Below are 18,185 nucleotides of genomic sequence, written 5' to 3'. Positions count from 1 at the left end.
CCCACTTGAGGCGCCCGTTCGGTGGCTAGGTTGAGATCAGATCCGGTTTTCCCAGGCGGCGAGCTGATGGTCCTTCAGCATGTCCTCGACCACCTGGGGGACGACGTTTCGGAACTTACCTTCGTCGGCGGGGACGATTTCGATCATGCGATCGATCATCTCCTGCGCATCCATCTTGCCTTCAGGCGTGGCGAAGAAATCGTCGAAACCTTTGCGCAGATCGGCGCGCTTTGTGAAGTTGACCTGGTCGTCGAGCCAGCGGAACGGATTGTCCGCCATCGTCTCGTTATAACCCGTGTAATAGGCGCCCGGATTGATGGTCTGGACCTTGATCCCATACTGGGTCAGCTCTTGTTGCATGGCTTCGGCGAATGCCTCCAGCGCATGCTTGGTCGAAACATAGGTGCCCCAGTTGGCGGGGGTGAACAGGCCGCCCATGGACGAAGTGAAGACGACCTTGCCACGCTTGCCCTCGCGAACCCATTTCTGGACAACACCCTGGGTGAGGGTCAGTGGCAGGAAGACGTTGACCTCGTAATTCTTGCGGACGAGATCGACGGGGATTTCCCAGACCGGGCCGGCTTCGCCCATGCCCGCATTGTTCCAGAGTACGTCGAAGTCCCAGGACTGCGCCTGTTTGATATCATAAGGGTCGGTCAGGTCGAGCCGCTCGACGCGCAGGTTGGTAAGGCCGAGTGCTGCGGCTTCCTCGCGCAGCGGGGTCACCTGCGAGGATACGTGGACGGTGGCGATGATGTTGTGGCCATTCTTGGCCATGCCGATGGCTGCTGCCTTGCCGAAGCCCGAGCCAGCGCCGGTGATGAGGATGGTTTTAGTGGTCATGATATATACATTCCTTTCACATTCAGATGGGTTGATGGTTTGCTTGGGTTAGTGTTCAGTTGCCGAGCGCCGCTGCCGCGGCTTGGGCGATGTCGAGGTCCTGAGCTACTGCGCCACCGGATACGCCGACTGCGCCGATCAGGATGCCGCTGGTGTCTAGCAGGGGGAGACCTCCTGCGAAGACCACCAGACCGCCATTGGTCTGCTCCAGGCCGGGCGAGGTGCCGCCGGGTTTGGAAAATTCACCGATAGCCTCGGTGGGCATGCCGAACAGCGCGGCTGTCCGGGCCTTGCCGAGAGCGATGTCGATGGAGCCCAGAAGGGCACCGTCCATCCGGCCAAAGGCCTTCAGGTTCACGCCAGCGTCCAGGACTGCAATATTGACCGGAACGCCTATTTCTGTGGCCCGCGCCTCGCCGGCGGCGATGATCTTGCGGGCTTGATCTGCTGTAATCATCTGTATTCTCCTACCTTTTAGAGTTTTACGATGGCATTCAAAATAACTAGTTATGAAGCCTCTCGCATGTCTTATAATACTAATACCGAAATATATCGATCAATTCTATATTTTCTATACATTCAATCTGTTTAAGCTATAGGGCCGTTCGACTAAATAATATAAGTACTCCCTATATGTTGTTTGATACTTTGTTTACTAATAGAATTAGTTCAAGGTAGGAGGCATATTTATGTGGCCTATATTTTTTCATTATTACTGAGAATGAAATGTTCAAGTTAGGCTGAATCAATCTTTAGAGAATTCCGAGAATGGGAGGGGTTATCGTGAAAACATTGGTACTCGTCGCTCATCCTAATTTGGACATACTCGAGTGAATAAGGTTTGTTTGAGGAAGTAATAAAAGCCCGTTACGCTGAGCTCAAAGGCGTGGTGATGTCGATGGAGCAGCTTCTTCAGTACCCGATCTACTGTTCTCACGGAACAGCCGGGTCCGGATGCCATCACGGAATTGTTCGAAATCGAGGTCGGCAGCGTCGACCTGTTGATCTAATTCGCGCGCAAGGGCCTCGGCGTTTCGTACGTGACCCGGGAATTCAGCTCCACGCAACATGCCATCGTCCCAGGTAGGATTCATGATCATGGGCAACATGCCGCTCTCCACCACAGCGCATAAGTTTATGGAATTGGTCAAATAGCGATGAGTACGCTGAAAAGGCCCGCGATGCGCAAGGATAATTGCAGAGTTTTCAGCCAAAAGGAGATCTGTCTTGCCGTCAGACGTTTCAAAAGTTTTATTAAGTTTTTGCATAAGCAATTCCTATGGCTGTTATAGAGAAAGCCTTATTACTAGTAAGAATACTGACTTTTAGACTTATAATTTGGGATATAGCTTGTTAAAACAATTGAAAGGATTGAGGAGATGAGTAAGTGAGGTATGGTAAATTATAGAATTTCATCCCAGGGGAGGGCCGCTATGTAAGAACATGTAAATCCGCGACATAGAAGATGAGAGCCCACCAGGAAATGGTGGGCTCGTTGTTTAGGTATTATTTGGGGTCTGCTACTGTTACCGTCTGCATCTTTACCCGTGCTAAGCGTGGCAATGGATAGACTACACGACCATACGCCTGATTTACAACCTGTGCTGAACAGAGGTACACTGCAACAACGCCTGAAGCAAGCAGCGCCCATGCAGAAATTTGTTCAAAGCCTTTTGCCAGCACACCAAGATCAGTCAGTGCAATAAACGGAAGGGCAACATCCAGTAATATTACTATAACAGAGAGCAGGCTGAATGATTTAAAAAATGCAGGCGTCCACAGCAACAATATAATTGCCAACACCGACCATGCATAACCGTCAATCCGAGAATCCAAAGGTATACCTGCTGTTATCGCGTCGTATTTGAGCAACATTTCCAGGCCACCCACCAACATGAAGAACGCACTGAAAAATAGAAATGTATTTCCTCCAGTATCATTTTGTCTCTTTAAATCCAAGATGCCGACGATCAACTGTACTACAAAGCCGCCTAGCAGCCAACAGGCGATAAGAGGCAGCGCAGAAGATTCCACGCGACCGGTCAGCAAAGCGAAAAAACATGCGCAGGCAACTGCCAGTGCCACTAGACCCGCGGGTGTAGGATTTGCCCATTCTTTACTTGTTTGATTATTCAGCATACTTTTTCCTCCTAAAATTAAATTGCAGAGTTTTCAGCCAATAGTAGATCTGTCTTGCCGTCAAACATTCAAAGATCCCAACTTTCCATATTTGATTGAACAGGTCCATAAAAATGGACATTCTGTGCTGCTGTCTCAGTCTAATGAAATTTAACTGTACAAACAATATTCTGTTTTCTATACAATGCTTTAAAAAAAACTATACCCTTTAAAAGTTTTATTAAGTTTTTGCATAAGCAATTCCTATGGCTGTTATAGACAAAGCCATATTGAAAAACTGACTTTTAGACTTATAAATAGGGACATTATTACCTCATATCTACTGGTAGTGCACCCCCTGGAATGGACGTTGGAGTAACCATCCTGGTTTATCCGATGAAATTTTTAATGGGTGCATTTTTCTTTTCTAAAAACGGGTATGAGCTAAATGAACAAATAGATCGGACCTTACAGAAAAGCGAAAAGCCCAAATATACGTTAAAGTTAATACATCCGGAATTCATATATGTACAAGGCAAATACGGAAGGAAGTAAAAATATGAATTCCGAAATAGGAGGGGTAATCGTGAAGACTTTGGTACTAGTCGCTCATCCTAATATGGGCAAATCTCGAGTGAACAAGGCACAAATACAATGCCCCATGTCCCTTTAGCTGAGTTTGGACGCTTAAGTAGACGTAACTTGTCAGTCAGCATACGTTCTCCTAAGTAAAGTATCCCTATGAGCAGTGAGAGATGATAGAACAATATAAAAATAACTAAATTATTAATATCGACTCATTTTCAACTTTATAAAATCAATAATTTCTTCCTGAACGGCAGCCTTTAATTTATTGAAATGCAACAATATGTTGGCCTCTTTTGCATTAATGTCCTTAATTCCAAAAGCCTTGCCTTCTGCACTCTTCATTGGATGGAAAATATATTGCTGACTTTATTCGTTTCGTAAGGGGGACAATTACATCATGAAGAAATCAACAGGTGTCCAAACGGCTTTATTGATCGCATACCTCGTCATCGTCTGGGGAGTCAACTGGCCCTTATCCAAATATGCTTTGGCTTACATGCCGCCAGTGCTGTTTTCCGGTATTCGAACCCTGCTGGGTGGACTATTGCTTTTGGGGGTTGCCATTCCGAGATTCAAGAACCTGCAATTCAGGCGAACTTGGCGCATCTATGCGGTTTCCGCCATCCTCAACGTCGTGCTGTATTACGGCTTGCAAACGATCGGACTAGGGTACCTGCCGTCAGGCTTGTTTTCGGCGATCGTCTTTCTTCAGCCGGTACTGGTCGGTTTGTTCTCGTGGTTGTGGCTGGGCGAATCGATGAACGGGCTAAAAATCATTGGTCTCGTTCTAGGATTTGCCGGTGTTGCCGTCATATGCAGCGGCGCGGGAGGTATCTCCGGCCATATCTCTGTCGCGGGGATATTGCTTGCCTTGGGATCAGCGCTCAGCTGGGCGCTTGGCGTCGTGTTCGTCAAAAAATCTAGCGCCGTCGTGGATCCGATATGGCTCGTGACGCTTCAACTGCTGATCGGGGGGGGATTCATGACGGTGCTCGGTACCTGCGTCGAGAACTGGTCCGACGTGGTTTGGAGCGCCGGCTTCATAGGGAGCCTGTTTTTCATATCTGTCTTCGTCATCGCCTTGGGCTGGCTCGTGTTCTATCGGTTGATTGGCTCCGGAGAGGCGAGCAAAGTAGCGTCGTTTACGTTCCTGATCCCTCTTGTGGCTATCCTCACAGGCTGCCTTATCTTCAGCGAACCGTTTACGGTTTCGCTGTTCGCGGGACTCGTTCTGATCCTGCTCAGCATCTATTTCGTGAGCCGGCAGCCATCTCGGCAAGCAGCCCGTATGGTTGCGTGATAAATGGCGGGGAAACAATAATACATTTGATAAAACGAACGGAAAACAATTAAGACACAACGGCAGCTGACAAAACGATCGGCTGCCGTTTCTCAATTAACGGGCAGATTACGCTGGTCGTGCAATAAACCCAATAACCAAAAGAAAATTGGGAGGGAGTGTGTTTGTTATCGAAGTTCCCCGAGCAAAAGCTTTCGATGTTGCCTACACAACGTTTCTTCAAATGAACTAAATCGTCTGTCTGAAAACCCAATCCCTGGAGGTAAAAAGATTGCTGGATGAAATTCAGCAATCACTCATGGAATATGGTTATTTGGCTTAACAACATCGTGGAGCAATAGGTTTCTCAACTCCCGCGGTATCCCCTTGCATACCTTCAAAACTTGAATGCAAACATAGTATGTTGGTTATTCCGGCTCTAGAAAAAAAGACTTAGCAATTGATTAAAAAAGGCGCATAGGATGAAATGGGAATATAACCTACTAGTAGTGCACCCCCTGGAATGGACGTTGGAGTAACCATCCTGGTTTATCCGATGAAATTCTAGTGGGTGCATTTTTCTTTTCTAAAAACGGGCATGAGCTAAATGAACAAATAGATCGGACCTTACAGAAAAGCGGAAAGCCCAAATATACGTTAAAGTTAATACATCCGGAATTCATAAACAATATGTACAAGGCAAATACTGAAGGAAGTAAAAATACGAATTCCAAGAATAGGAGGGGTAATCGTGAAGACTTTGGTACTAGTCGCTCATCCTAATATGGGCAAATCTCGAGTGAACAAGGCTTGGACGGAGGAAGTAAAGAAGTATTCGGAGAAGATTACCGTGCATGATTTATATGCATCCTATCCGGATTGGTGTATTGATGTTCAAAGAGAACAAGAACTCGCTGAAAAGCATGATCGGATCATTTTCCAGTTTCCGTTCTATTGGTATAGTTCACCTCCGCTTCTTAAGAAGTGGTTGGATGATGTCCTGACTTACGGTTGGGGCTATACGTCGAAAGGAGGAAAGCTGCGAGGGAAGGAACTTGGGTTGGCAATTTCTATGGGTGGCTCGGAAATTGATTATCGGCCTGGAGGCGGTGATCTTTATACGATTCATGAGCTCCTTAGTCCTTTCCATGCTACGAGTAATTTAATCGAAACCGAATTCTTGATGCCTTTCACGATCTTTGATACCGATGATAAAAGCGAGGAAGAATTAGTTTCGAGCTCTCGGCAATATGCAGAATATCTGCTTGCTGATGAGATTATTAGGTTTCCAAGCAGATAACGTACTACAACCAATAAGACAAAGGAAGAAGGCGGCAATATGACAAATCAAAAAGCTTGGTTTATCACCGGGGCAGCAAGAGGCATTGGTTTTGAGATCCTGAAGGCTGTATTGGAAACCGGGGATAATGTTATTGCAACGGTCCGGAGTTCGGCAGAGTCTTTAGCTGATAAATTAGGAAATCCGGAGAATCTTCAAGTTGTTCTTCTGGATATTACCGATGAACAACAGGCGATAGCGGCTGCGAATCAAGCCGTACAGAAATTCGGCAAAATTGATGTCCTTGTCAATAATGCAGGATTTGGATTGTTGAGTGCCGTTGAAGAAGCTACTGCTGAAGAGGTGAGGAGAAACTTCGAAACCAACGTTTTCGGCTTGTTGAATGTGACCCGGGCGGTCTTGCCCCATATGCGTCAAAGACGTTCTGGACATATCATCAATTTCTCGTCAGTTGGCGGATTGAGCGGTTATATCGGATGGGGCGTGTATGGTGCAACGAAGTTCGCTGTTGAAGGATTGACGGAGTCACTTGCATTGGAATTGGCCCCGCTTGGGATTCATGCGACCGTAGTGGCCCCGGGCTTCTTTCGTACGGAATTTCTGGATGCTGCGTCGCTAACGCGGTCAGGTAACATCATTCCGGATTATGCGGAAACGGTAGGAGAAATGAGAAAATTTGCTACCCAAGCAAATAAGAAACAACCGGGCGATCCCGTCAAGTTGGCCAAGGCAATCGTGCAGGTTGCAAACGCGGAGAAGCCGCCGGTCCACTTGCCGCTTGGCAAGGATTCGCTGCAAAGATACCGGGAAAAGACGGCTAATTTTGAAAAAGATATACAGGCATGGCATGACGTTATTACAGGCACAGATCATGATGATGTCTAATTTCTAAGTCGAATACATCCAATTGAACCGGGGGCGTTCGCACTCCGGTTTTTCAATTCCGATCGTTATACGCCGAGCAACTTCACCTGTGGATGATGCTTAAGATTGGTACCTTTCATTCTGCTTTCGCCTAGGGTTTATTCGATAGGTCTTTATTAATATGATCATCCTGGTCACATTTATTATGACTGTTTGTAGAGTGGAATTTTATAAATGCGGAGGCGGTAGGATCAAACTACTCGTAAGTATGGTCCTTGTTCCCATGGAGCTGTTCCTAGCAGTTGAACAATAAGGAGGAAATACAGTTGTTTTTGCGAGCCGAAAAAGTAATAAAGGTTCCTCACGGTCTGGCCAGAGAACCGCTTAATCAAGGGATCTTGAAGATGAAAGGACTTACAGTTGTCGAGTCTTGTACCTTTACAAAAGGTTTAAAGGGAACCATGTTTTTGGAGGATCATCTGCTTTTGTTTGTACTAGAGGGAACCTATAAGGTAATATTCGGCAGTCAGGAATATATCGTACGAAAGAATGAAATGGTTTTACTGCAGAAATCGATCAGGGTTGAATATGAGAAATCGGGAGAAGAAGGTTCTGACTATGTTTTGGACTATATGATGTTCTTTCTTAAAGAAGAGCTCCTCACTGAATTTATCAATATGGCATATCTCGAAAGTAACTATCCATCAGCGTTAGTACCGGTATCTGTCAAAGCGGTCAATGAACGATTAATTAAATATATCTATTCGTTGAAACCGTATTTCAAGGAAACCGATAACATTAGGGAGGGATTAATTAAAGTAAAATTGTTGGAATTATTGTTTGATGTTGCGGATGCTGACGAACAGTTTATATTCCAGTTTTTACAGCTCAAGCGTTCAGAGAGGAAGAGCATAACGGAGGTTGTGGAGCAGAATCTAACCAACCCTGTCTCGCTAAATGATCTTGCTTACTTATCAGGCAGAAGTTTATCAGCTTTTAAACGAGATTTCCAAGCGATCTATTATACAACATCACCTGTACGCTGGATCCGTAATCGCCGGTTGGATATCGCGAAAGAAATGCTGCTTCACACCTCTTTATCTGTTACGGATGTTTGTTTTTCGACAGGATTTGAGAGTGTGGCTCATTTTTCCAAGGTGTTTAAAGAGAGGTTTGGCGTGGCTCCATCCACATGCAAGCCCCCCCTGCAAAAGCCCAATCATAAGTCTCCCCTTAAAATCTGATTCAAATCTTTTTACGAAGAAGGAGCGGATGGCAATCACGGACTATCCGTTCTCCCCACCTTCCAAACTTTCCCACTTGGACAATACATTGTAAGATAATCTTTCGTTCTCCCAAATGAATGTCCCGAAAGATCGAAAGGGCTTAAGCCAACGCGTTCGGGGTGAAATCTAGAACACGTTGGAATCCATGCAAGAAAATTATCAGACCTCACATACATGGCAGAGTTTTGCAAGGATTGTGGGCAATTTTAAGGGTGTAAAGATGCAATTTAAGGTTTCGCAAATCGATAGCCTAGACCCCATACCGTTTGGATATATTTCGGCTTTTTGGGGTCTATCTCGATCCTCCTCCGTAGATTCGTAATATGAACGTCGATGGAACGATCATTAACATGGTAATTAATGCCTCGAATAATCGTAATTAATTCATCGCGTGTAAATACTCGATATGGATGTTCATAAAAAACCTTCAAGAGTTCGAATTCTGAAAATGTTGTCTCAACCATATCACCATTGACTGAGATATACCGACGAACCGGGTCCAATTGCAATTGCAGAAAATGTTCATCTGCGGGAATTTCCGGACTGTTTTCCGTAGAAGGTGGCTGTATTGATTTGCGGATCGCTATCATGATTCTTGCTTTCAATTCCTGCATACTAAAGGGTTTTGTTAAGAAATCGTCAGCCCCTGCAGTAAAAGCCTTGATGATTTCACTTGCTCTGGAATTGATAGAAACAACTATAATAGGTGTTTGCGTTTGCTGTCGCAAAGTTTTACACAACGTAATCTCGTCTACATCCGGAAGCGAGAGGTCGAGCAATACAACATCCGGTACAAAGGAATGAAATGTCCTGAGCCCGTCCCGAGCCGTTGAAGCGGTTTGAACAGTAAAGTCTTCTTCGGCAAGATACATTCGAACCATTTCGGCAAAGATGACATTATTATCAATGATCAAAACCTTCATGATTTGTCTACCCTCCTCCGGCTTTACTATGTAATCTTAGGATTTAATTAGATAATTTTTTGTACTTGTGTTGTTCGATTACAATCATTCCTACTAACACTAAAATCTGAATTGTCATCATTTGTAAAGTTCCCATCCAACTGAAGGCGTTGAACATAAGAATGAATAAAGATAGAGCGGCTGAACCAAGTCGCGTTCCAGCTGGTCCGATGCGAACCAGTCTTCTGAATATTGCGGTTCCGACAAGGTATAAGGCAATGCCGCCATTTAAATACCATGAAAAAGAGTGTACAGATTCGCCGTTAAGTTGTTTAATTGCTACTTCGATACCTGCAGCAGAGATGACAATGCCAGATATCATAATTAAATGAGCATGCCAATAAGCCTGCATAGCTAGTCGAGCACGTTTCTCAGGTGATGCCTGCAACATATAATCTTCAGCCAGTATCGTATCCTTGTCAAAATAGCTCCACCATAAAGTGATGACGATGGCCAATCCTAAAACTATAGACACAAATAGCTTGAAACTGAAATATAAATGGCTGGAACCTAAACCCATGGACAGAATGGTTTCGCCTAGCGCAATGAGCACAATCAAGCTGTGCCTTTCAACAAAATGCCGAGTGTTAATAACAAAAATATCGCCTTGATTTTTAAACGAAGCGGTCAGAATAACCAAGACAGCTGCAACCGTCAACCACCAGCTCCATGTATACCAGGTATTCAATATTCCGGAGGCAAGAACCAAAAGAGCTGCTGAAAGGTTAAAAGGAGCCAAGTATGTAATTGCCTTGATCGATGTTACATGTGGTGAACGTCTGAACAGAAGGATATGAATGACCGTAACCAGTAGAAAAGCGATGCCGAACGGAACTCCACCCGTCCCAAAAATAGATGGGATACTAATGGCCATACTAAGAAAACCGGCCATACCACAAAACATCAGCATCCTATAAAGCAATCGGTCAGTTCCAATATTATTTGCCAGCCAAGCATATCCGCTATACATCCACCAGGTTACGGTCAGAACCATTAAAGCTTTAAACACATCCAATACGGAGTGAGTATCGATGACTAAATGGGTTACCTGAGTAATGGTGAAAACAAATACCAAGTCAAAGAAAAGTTCAAGGTAGGATACTTTGGTTTTCGTATCAGCTTTTTCAGAGTCTCCGCGCCGCAATTGATGCATAGTGAGTCACCATCCGTTATTATTTTTGTTTGTTCCTGTCGATTGATAAGCTTACTATACCGAATTTTTACGGAGTTTACTTTCCCAGAAAGTTCTAACTTATTGTTCATTTAGCCCATGCCTGAAAATTAACATTGCAAAATTGTTGGAAAGTTAAACTAAAGGTATGGAAAACAGAAAAAATCACGGAATTGGCGCTGCGGCTCCTCTGGAAATGAGAAGAAAGGGGATTTAGGTATTTCCGTTTCTGACCGTATCAAATAAATCCTCAATCTGTATTAACTTTACCATTATAATTCTCCATTAGAGCGGTGCAATACCATCGCGTGATGGATTGGAAGACCTTATACGGGAAATCAAAAAGTGGTTACCTGATTAATTTGGTAATAAAATTTTTGAAATGCGATTTCGGCCGCCTGGGCGAGCCTGAAAATATTTCAAGAAAAATAGACGATCCTGATCATCTTTCTCAGGATCGTCTTATTTTATTTGTGGTGTTATTGACGCTTGGGGAAGCCGAATTGCCGCCTTTGGACGATCGAATGCAAGCTCCTTACGAGCAAATGAATGAAACATATTAGCACAGTAAATAAAGTTATAAGTTAACGGGAGGATAGTGGAGAAATATATTAAAATTCGATTTCTGCGGCTCGGCGGTGACGGGTAAATCCATCGCTTTAGGTTATAATGTATGTAAGAGTGTAATCCTTTGAAAAGACTAAGACCCGGATCGCTGGTAACGAATTCAAGGCCGCGTCAATAGTTATCCGTTAATGGGGGCAGCTATTACCGACCTACGGGTATTGATATATCGGTAAAGTATCATGTTTTAGATTTGTTAGAACATTAATTGAAAATCTTAAATAGAAAGGAGGAATCATATTGCTCATAAGGTCCAGTAAGGTTGTAAAGGCGCCTCTGGAATTGACAACTGCCCCATATAATCAAAGTATTTTAAAAATGAACGGGTTATCTGTCATAGAATCGTGTACGCATACGCAAAATAACACAGGAACCATGTTTCTTGAGGACCACTTGTTTTTGTTTGTACTCAAAGGTAAGTACACCGTTCGCTACGGGAACCAGTCATACACTGTAAAGAAGAATGAAATGGTTCTCTTGCAGAGGTCAATCACTGTCGAGTATGAGAAGTCGGGGGAGAAGGAAGAGGAATATTTACTCGACTATATGATGTTTTTTTTAAAGGATGATTTACTTAACGAGTTTGTCAAGATGGCCGATCTCAAGCCCTCCTACCCCGAGGCTCTTGTTCCAGTATCGGTTAAATCAGTAAATGACCGCCTTATTAGTTATATTGAATCTCTAAAGCCTTATTTTAATCAACCTGAGGAAGTAAGAAATGGGCTTATCAAGATTAAACTGCTTGAATTGCTATTTGATGTGGCAGACACCGATGGAAATTTTTTAATTCAGTTTTTGCAACTGAAACGGAAAGAAAGAAAAAGCATTACGGAGGTTATTGAAGAAAACATTTTTAATCCCTTATCTTTAAATGATCTCGCCTATTTGTCTGGGAGAAGCTTATCAACCTTCAAGCGGGAGTTTAAGGAAATTTATAATACTTCTCCTTTACACTACATACGTAATCGAAGATTGGAAAAGGCAAAAGAGCTGCTGACTCATACTTCACTATCTGTAACTGATGTCTGCTTTTCTACGGGATTCGAAAATATAGCTCACTTTTCAAAGGTATTTAAGGAGAGATTTGGTATTTCTCCATCACTGCTTAAAAAACCGCTAAGATTAACATAATAGATTTCTATCAGAGGCTCATGCAATTCGCATGGGCTTATTCTATTGTAACAAAACAAGAAATGAGCTAAATGAACAAATAGTTCGGACTTTGCAGAGAAGTGAAAGCTCCAAAAGTTCAGTATAGTTAACTTATCGGCCGGCAGGACATAATAACAATAATCATCAAAAGGATGGGATTATATATGGCAAAGCAAAAAATTTGGTTCATCACTGGGGCATCCAGAGGTATTGGATTTGAAATCGTAAAGGCAGTGCTGGATACAGGAGATAAAGTCGTTGCGACTGTCCGTAGCTCGGCGGAGTCATTATCTAATAAATTAGGAAACCCCGAGAATCTTAGTGTTGTTCTTTTGGATATCACGAATGAAAAACAGGCGGCTGAAGTCGCTAATCAAGTTGTTCAAAAACTCGGAAGAATCGATGTATTAGTCAATAATGCCGGATTCGGACTTCTGAGTGCAGTTGAGGAAGCCACTGCTGATGACGTGAAAAAGAATTTCGATACCAATGTGTTTGGTTTGCTCAATGTCACCCGGTCGGTACTGCCTTTTATGCGAAAAGAACATTCTGGACATATTATCAATATCTCATCCGTTGGAGGATTAAGCGGTAATATTGGGTGGGGAGTATACGGTTCTACTAAATTTGCTGTCGAAGGATTGACGGAATCTCTTGCATTGGAGTTGGCTCCGATTGGGATTCATGCGACCGTGGTAGCCCCAGGCTTCTTCCGTACGGAATTTCTGGATGCTGCGTCGTTAACGCGGTCAAGTAACATCATTCCGGATTATGCGGAAACAGTAGGAGAAATGAGAAAATTCGCTACTCAAGCGAATAAGAAACAACCGGGCGATCCCATCAAGTTGGCCAAGGCAATCGTGAAGGTTGCGGGCGCGGAGAAGCCGCCGGTTCACTTGCCGCTTGGTAAGGATTCGCTGCAAAGATACCGGGAAAAGACGGCTAATTTTGAAAAAGATATTGAGGCATGGTACGACGTTATTAGAGGTACAGATCATGAGGATGTTAGTGCTCAATAAAAGAGGAAAAGATAAATCTAAGCTTTTAAGGTAAAACCTAGTAACGGCAGATTCATATAATGAATTCTGCCGTTACATCATCTGACGTAAGATTAAATGGATTGCAAAGGCTTGAGTTCCCCCGTTGGCATAATTTTTGCTATGTAAAAAGATAGATCTCTTATTTTTATGTAAGCGCTTTTAGTAATAAGGGGGGGAGAAGAATGGAAGCTTCGCTTTCATTAGTTCAGCAACAAAATTTATCGCTTACTCCGCAGTTAAGACAATATTAGGTAGAAGTAGCGGACATCCGACAGATCGGTGACCTCGATTACGCGCTTCAAGGCAAATTGCTAAGGGTCCTTCAAGAAAATGAGTTTCGCCGGGTTGGCGGCAATGAGATGATCCGAACCAATGCCCCTTGCTAAAGGTGGCCTTGTTTTTTTTGAACAGAATATGAGCTAGATAGATAAATTCCTTGAGCTTATGAGAAAAGTAATATCATGATTCGTCTGGTATATTTAACGCATCGGCCGCTCAGAACAAATCAAATCTACACAGTGAGGAAATTGAAAAAAAGTTTAATAGATAATAGAATGGAAAAACTCATCCAAGAGCACGATTTATTCTTACTAATACAGAGAATAAAAAAAGAACTGGAAAACAAAGTCATTTCCTCTGGCTATGATTTACATCACCCTGAGGTCATATGCATCAGCCAGTGCTTAGATAGATTAATCGTTGAATATATGAAAAAAATAGGAGCTCCGAAAAATCAAACATGAAATCTTATTGCAACTCGTCAATAATCAATGCGATGAGCTTATTCAAATCAAGTGGATGATGTACAATGATGCTTCCCCAAAGAACTCCACCCACTGTTGTCACCCCGATGAAAATAAGTAATTCCTTTCTAATCAACTTTCGTACCCGGTTAAGAACCATCAAACCTCCGATGAGAAATATTGTGTACAGGATTAGCATACTGATCATGCCGTGGTTTCACTCCTCTGTTTGTTCCGCAGCCAGGAACCAATAATTAGAATGGCCGGAACGATGACGGCGTAAAGCATATAGTAGCTAAACAAATACTTTTGAACCCACTCAACGTTCTCTATAACGTTTGCGAATAAGAGGGAGTACGCGGAGATGATCCATACTAACGGATAGGCAACTACAGAGCGTCTGTCCACTTTGAACAGCTGGCATATCGCTGTTACCGCACAATAAAATAACAAACTTAATTTGATACAGACTAACAGGAAAATATTTATAGAAAGAATCGATTCTAAATGTTCTACGAAACCGGAAAACTTCATTTCACGAAAAATGGTGTAAACCGGGTATAGATGATGGGAGCCGCGCTCTAATCCTAAAATACCAATTGTCATATACATAGAAATAGAAAGGATAACCCCGGCTGAGCCGATTCCTAAAAGAAATGAAGTTTTTAAATTGCGTTTTACATATGGAAAAAGCATCATGAACATAACCGTCTCCATATAGGGAAATGCAAGCGCATATTTGGTTTGAAGAATTGTGGTCCAAAGCTGAAAATGATAGGGGTAACTGAACGCCCGCCAGTCCCAAACCTTAAGCATGACCGAGAAGGGAATCCAGAAAGCGACCACAATATACGGCGTAACAAGCTCACAAACCATTGCAATCGACTCAATCCCTTTCACAACAGCATAAGCGCACACGAGCAACACTACGATATTGAAAATAGAAATGGGAGTTCGCGGCATCAGATTGGCATGCATAAAGTCACCTAGATTACGTGTTACCCAAGCTGCAATTTGTATGAAATAAAGGATGTAAAGAGAAGTGACGATTCCTCCGGCCCATTTCCCCAGAACTTGTGTCGCAATTTGTACGATACTTTTCCCAGGGTAACGTTTGGATAAATACAGCCACAACACCGCCAGAACTAACCCGTACAATAACGACCACACACAAACGAGCCAACCGTACTGTTTTGCATCAGCGATAAGTTTTCCCGGTAACAAAAGAAACGTAGTACCGCAGACAAAGCAAAAAGTTAATGTGACCAATTGCCATCCGCTTAGCTGGGCATTTTCCATCTATCAATCACTCTTTTCTACCTTGTATGAAGATCCTGTATTCCCGATCGTTGTGACCTTGGAGTTTACGAGAACCAAGACCTTAAATTGATGCCATGCTGCAGGATCAACGCCTTTATCCTGAATGCCTAGCAGATCCCAGTCTTTGTTTTTACACAATTCATCGAAAGACTTTGCTTTCTGTTTTAGGGATTGATTAAATGCCGTTTCTATATCATGAAGATTCTGAACGGTCATTTCATTTTGTTTATTGCTTAATATCCGAAGATCAGCTCGGACCTGTATAGTAAGACGAGAGGAAGAGCGGTCATATTCCCTATGAACTCGAACATTCTGTGCTTCAACATCGACCTTTTCTCCATTAACTACAATGGGTTCTACAAATTTCTCGAGATTGCCATTCAAGATGTAGAATACCGTTTTTGTTTCCACACCCAAACGGCCAACCATGCGAGCATGGATAAACACAGCTCCATCATCAAAACTCATCGACTCTTTACTTGCATTGATGCTTTCTAATTTATCTGCCTTAGAAGCAGGTTGCTTGCTGCTGTATTCGAGAATGGGGATGATGGTCGGTTGGTGGAAATTGATACCTTTCGCTAAATCGTTTAACCGGCTAGGGAATACACTCATATGAAAATTACGCGCATGAAGTTCAAACAAAGAGCGAATATACCGGCCCGGTACTCTTTCCAGAGAGGTAAAGCTGTTCATGACAACGGATAACGGTGCGTCGGAAACGATAATATCCACATTTGTCCGATGTTCCGGATCTCGCTCCAGAAAATTAATTAAATCTAAAATACCTTGCCGGGCATACCGTTCCGAAACAATATAACACTGTATTTGAGGTGTATAAAACAACCTTGGCATTACCCTGCTTGTCTTATCCGCAAATCTCCCCGAACTATATTCCTTGAAATCATACGTATATACGGCTGCGCCTCCTGAGCCGCCTTTTTTCGTTGAGACACCTGAGGGATTAATGACTTGAAAATAAGCGGTGATCATACCCGTTTTCGGGTCTTTGTCGGCTGCAGCGATGTTGACAATCGCTAATTGATTAATTTCCTTCATATCCCAGCATCCTGAGCAGAACAGCAGAAGAAATAAGGCAAGACATGATTTTCTCACGATTCTCACTCCATTTTATTTCTTTGAATAAAACGCACGCGGAATTCGTTTCATTAAAAACCGGGGGACCCTAACCAAGGTGTCCTTCAAGTCGGAAAGCGCTACGGGAGCTAGTGGAGTCATATATTTGACACCGAACGAACGTATCGACACCAAATGAACCAGTAGAAAAAAAACGCCGGACATGATGCCGAATAATCCCAGTACCCCGGCCAATAGCATAAAAGAAAACTGAATGATTCTTTGAGTAATACCGAAACTGTAGTTAGGAGATGCGAAGTTCGAAATAGCTGTAAGGGATACAACAATAACCATCGCTGCCGAAACGAGCCCGGCTTCCACTGCGGCCTGGCCTAAAACGAGAGCGCCTACGATAGATATGGATTGGCCGGCAATACGCGGCATACGAAGTCCGGCTTCACGTAAGATCTCGAATGTTACCGTCATGATAATCGCTTCAATAAACACAGGAAACGGCACTTCTTCACGTTGAGCCGCCAAACTGATTAGGAGGGAGGTAGGCAATAATTCCTGGTGATAGCTTACCACCGCTATATAAAGAGAGGGTATGAATATGGATAACAAAAAAGCAAGCATACGCAACCAACGCGTAAGAGTGGCAATATCCGCTCGTTGGTAATAGTCTTCTGCCGATGAGAACATTTGAAAAAAAGTGACGGGCCCCAATAGAACGATCGGTGTTCCGTCTGTAATGACCGCGACTTGTCCCTCGAGTAATTTAGCGACAATGATGTCTGGTCGTTCTGAACTAACTAGTTGAGGAAACGGCGAGAATGTTTTATCTTGAATCCATTCTTCAATATATCCACTCTCCAAAATGCTATCGGTTTGAATGGCATGAAGACGACGGCGGAACTCATCAATAACTTGCACGGAGGCTACATTATTGAGATAAGTCAGGTATACTTTAGTCTTTGTTGCTGACCCGATCGTCATGGATTCAAACACTAGATGTTCGTTCTTCAGTCTTTTCCGGATTAAAGCGACATTCCGCGATATATCCTCAACGAAGCCCTCTCTTGGACCACGAACAGAAGCCTCCGATGTGGGTTCCGAAATAGTACGATATTCCCCTTTTGAGACATCATAACTTAGAATTGTATTTCCCCAGGTTGGAATGAGAAGACAATGACCTTCAAGAAGTTCGTTGATACCTTCTATGGATCCTGACAATTCCTTCCGCCCAATAAGCGGGATTCTATTTGTCAACCAGTGAACTGGATGATGTGTAGATGTTTCTATGCTTGGATTTCCTTCAAAAATGGGCTTCAATAGCATTTCATCGATCTGATTCGTCGTTACGATCGATGCAAGATAAATGCAGTAAAGGTTCAATTCTTCGTTGATTACCAGTTCTTTACAAATGAAGTCGGGAGATTGTCCAAGACGTTCCGTGATTTGTTCAACAATGAGACTAGTTGTGTCAGCCCTTAACATGGAAAATCCCCCACTTCCCACTAATACTAGCCATATTGTTTGCTGTGGTGGAATTTTTATACATATGCCAACAATCTGTGGAAAATCAACCTTACAAAATTTTAACCCTTTAATGAATAGAAAAATCAAATCACGGCTTTGGAAAGAAATATTGAAAAGCAACTTGCACGATTGAACTAAATGAACAAATAGTGCGGACTTTACAGCGAAGCGAAAGATCAACAAGTTCGGTATAGTTAACTCATCAGGCGGAAGGAACAAAAAAGTACCGGCTGCGATGATCTGACCTGTTGGAATCATGATGAAATAAGCTCAGATTCT

The 18,185-nt window shown here is 43.2% G+C and carries 19 protein-coding genes; 9 read left to right on the top strand and 10 right to left on the bottom strand.

The window, feature by feature from the left end; translation table 11 throughout:
- Positions 1 to 36: 36 nt before the first annotated feature.
- From QFZ78_RS20835 to QFZ78_RS20820, 4 genes are all read right to left on the bottom strand, one after another.
- Entirely contained in the window at positions 37 to 843 is an 807-nt protein-coding gene (locus tag QFZ78_RS20835; RefSeq protein WP_307550453.1) for an SDR family oxidoreductase, read from the bottom strand.
- A 55-nt stretch (positions 844 to 898) separates the two neighbouring features.
- Positions 899 to 1,300 (bottom strand): GlcG/HbpS family heme-binding protein, encoded by a 402-nt coding sequence (locus QFZ78_RS20830; protein ID WP_307437955.1) that lies wholly within the window; start codon positions 1,298 to 1,300, stop codon positions 899 to 901.
- A 421-nt stretch (positions 1,301 to 1,721) separates the two neighbouring features.
- Complete coding sequence (locus QFZ78_RS20825; protein ID WP_307550451.1) at positions 1,722 to 2,111, bottom strand: hypothetical protein; 390 nt, start codon at positions 2,109 to 2,111, stop codon at positions 1,722 to 1,724.
- Between the two features lie 238 nt (positions 2,112 to 2,349).
- Positions 2,350 to 2,982, bottom strand: a complete 633-nt coding sequence (locus QFZ78_RS20820; RefSeq protein ID WP_307437957.1) for an acetate uptake transporter family protein — start codon at positions 2,980 to 2,982, stop codon at positions 2,350 to 2,352.
- A gap of 964 nt (positions 2,983 to 3,946) precedes the next feature.
- Between QFZ78_RS20820 and QFZ78_RS20815 the strand changes: the two genes are divergently transcribed.
- The 4 genes from QFZ78_RS20815 to QFZ78_RS20800 all read left to right on the top strand — a co-directional run bounded on the left by QFZ78_RS20815 (position 3,947) and on the right by QFZ78_RS20800 (position 8,236).
- Entirely contained in the window at positions 3,947 to 4,849 is a 903-nt protein-coding gene (locus tag QFZ78_RS20815; protein WP_307550449.1) for a DMT family transporter, read from the top strand.
- A 730-nt stretch (positions 4,850 to 5,579) separates the two neighbouring features.
- The gene (locus tag QFZ78_RS20810; RefSeq protein ID WP_307550447.1) at positions 5,580 to 6,128 is read left to right on the top strand and encodes an NAD(P)H-dependent oxidoreductase; all 549 of its coding nucleotides are present in this window, start codon (positions 5,580 to 5,582) and stop codon (positions 6,126 to 6,128) included.
- 39 nt (positions 6,129 to 6,167) lie between these two features.
- Positions 6,168 to 7,013, top strand: a complete 846-nt coding sequence (locus QFZ78_RS20805) for an oxidoreductase (RefSeq protein WP_307550445.1) — start codon at positions 6,168 to 6,170, stop codon at positions 7,011 to 7,013.
- Between the two features lie 305 nt (positions 7,014 to 7,318).
- Positions 7,319 to 8,236, top strand: a complete 918-nt coding sequence (locus QFZ78_RS20800; protein WP_307550442.1) for an AraC family transcriptional regulator — start codon at positions 7,319 to 7,321, stop codon at positions 8,234 to 8,236.
- Between the two features lie 269 nt (positions 8,237 to 8,505).
- Here the strand turns inward: QFZ78_RS20800 and QFZ78_RS20795 are convergent, their stop codons facing one another.
- Complete coding sequence (locus QFZ78_RS20795; RefSeq protein WP_307550440.1) at positions 8,506 to 9,201, bottom strand: response regulator transcription factor; 696 nt, start codon at positions 9,199 to 9,201, stop codon at positions 8,506 to 8,508.
- A gap of 43 nt (positions 9,202 to 9,244) precedes the next feature.
- Entirely contained in the window at positions 9,245 to 10,393 is a 1,149-nt protein-coding gene (locus QFZ78_RS20790; RefSeq protein ID WP_307550439.1) for a low temperature requirement protein A, read from the bottom strand.
- 326 nt (positions 10,394 to 10,719) lie between these two features.
- Here QFZ78_RS20790 and QFZ78_RS20785 point away from each other — a divergent pair, with 326 nt between their 5' ends.
- The 5 genes from QFZ78_RS20785 (at position 10,720) to QFZ78_RS20765 (ending at position 13,970) form a co-directional block, all read left to right on the top strand.
- Positions 10,720 to 10,974: a hypothetical protein gene (locus QFZ78_RS20785; RefSeq protein ID WP_307550436.1), complete on the top strand. Its 255-nt coding sequence runs from the start codon at positions 10,720 to 10,722 to the stop codon at positions 10,972 to 10,974.
- A gap of 460 nt (positions 10,975 to 11,434) precedes the next feature.
- Positions 11,435 to 12,166, top strand: coding sequence for an AraC family transcriptional regulator (locus QFZ78_RS20780; RefSeq protein ID WP_307550434.1), 732 nt, complete (start codon positions 11,435 to 11,437; stop codon positions 12,164 to 12,166).
- A gap of 185 nt (positions 12,167 to 12,351) precedes the next feature.
- On the top strand, positions 12,352 to 13,206 hold the full coding sequence (locus QFZ78_RS20775) for an oxidoreductase (RefSeq protein ID WP_307437980.1): 855 nt from the start codon (positions 12,352 to 12,354) through the stop codon (positions 13,204 to 13,206).
- 287 nt (positions 13,207 to 13,493) lie between these two features.
- The gene (locus tag QFZ78_RS20770) at positions 13,494 to 13,613 is read left to right on the top strand and encodes a sigma 54-interacting transcriptional regulator (protein WP_307555822.1); all 120 of its coding nucleotides are present in this window, start codon (positions 13,494 to 13,496) and stop codon (positions 13,611 to 13,613) included.
- A 75-nt stretch (positions 13,614 to 13,688) separates the two neighbouring features.
- On the top strand, positions 13,689 to 13,970 hold the full coding sequence (locus tag QFZ78_RS20765; RefSeq protein WP_307550432.1) for an aspartyl-phosphate phosphatase Spo0E family protein: 282 nt from the start codon (positions 13,689 to 13,691) through the stop codon (positions 13,968 to 13,970).
- 4 nt (positions 13,971 to 13,974) lie between these two features.
- Here QFZ78_RS20765 and QFZ78_RS20760 read toward each other — a convergent pair whose 3' ends face one another.
- Genes QFZ78_RS20760 through QFZ78_RS20745 form a run of 4 tightly spaced genes read right to left on the bottom strand, consistent with a single transcriptional unit; the run spans position 13,975 to position 17,864 of the window.
- Complete coding sequence (locus QFZ78_RS20760; RefSeq protein WP_307550430.1) at positions 13,975 to 14,178, bottom strand: hypothetical protein; 204 nt, start codon at positions 14,176 to 14,178, stop codon at positions 13,975 to 13,977.
- Entirely contained in the window at positions 14,175 to 15,269 is a 1,095-nt protein-coding gene (locus QFZ78_RS20755) for a GerAB/ArcD/ProY family transporter (protein WP_307550427.1), read from the bottom strand. Before QFZ78_RS20755 ends, QFZ78_RS20760 begins: the two co-directional genes overlap by 4 nt.
- A gap of 3 nt (positions 15,270 to 15,272) precedes the next feature.
- The gene (locus tag QFZ78_RS20750; RefSeq protein WP_307550426.1) at positions 15,273 to 16,406 is read right to left on the bottom strand and encodes a Ger(x)C family spore germination protein; all 1,134 of its coding nucleotides are present in this window, start codon (positions 16,404 to 16,406) and stop codon (positions 15,273 to 15,275) included.
- 15 nt (positions 16,407 to 16,421) lie between these two features.
- Entirely contained in the window at positions 16,422 to 17,864 is a 1,443-nt protein-coding gene (locus tag QFZ78_RS20745; protein WP_307550424.1) for a spore germination protein, read from the bottom strand.
- Positions 17,865 to 18,185: the final 321 nt, after the last annotated feature.

This window comes from Paenibacillus sp. V4I5 (assembly GCF_030817255.1).
Taxonomy (GTDB): Bacteria; Bacillota; Bacilli; order Paenibacillales; family NBRC-103111; genus Paenibacillus_E.
The sequence above is the reverse complement of the archived record's forward strand: the minus strand, read 5'-3'. Positions and strand labels throughout refer to the sequence as shown.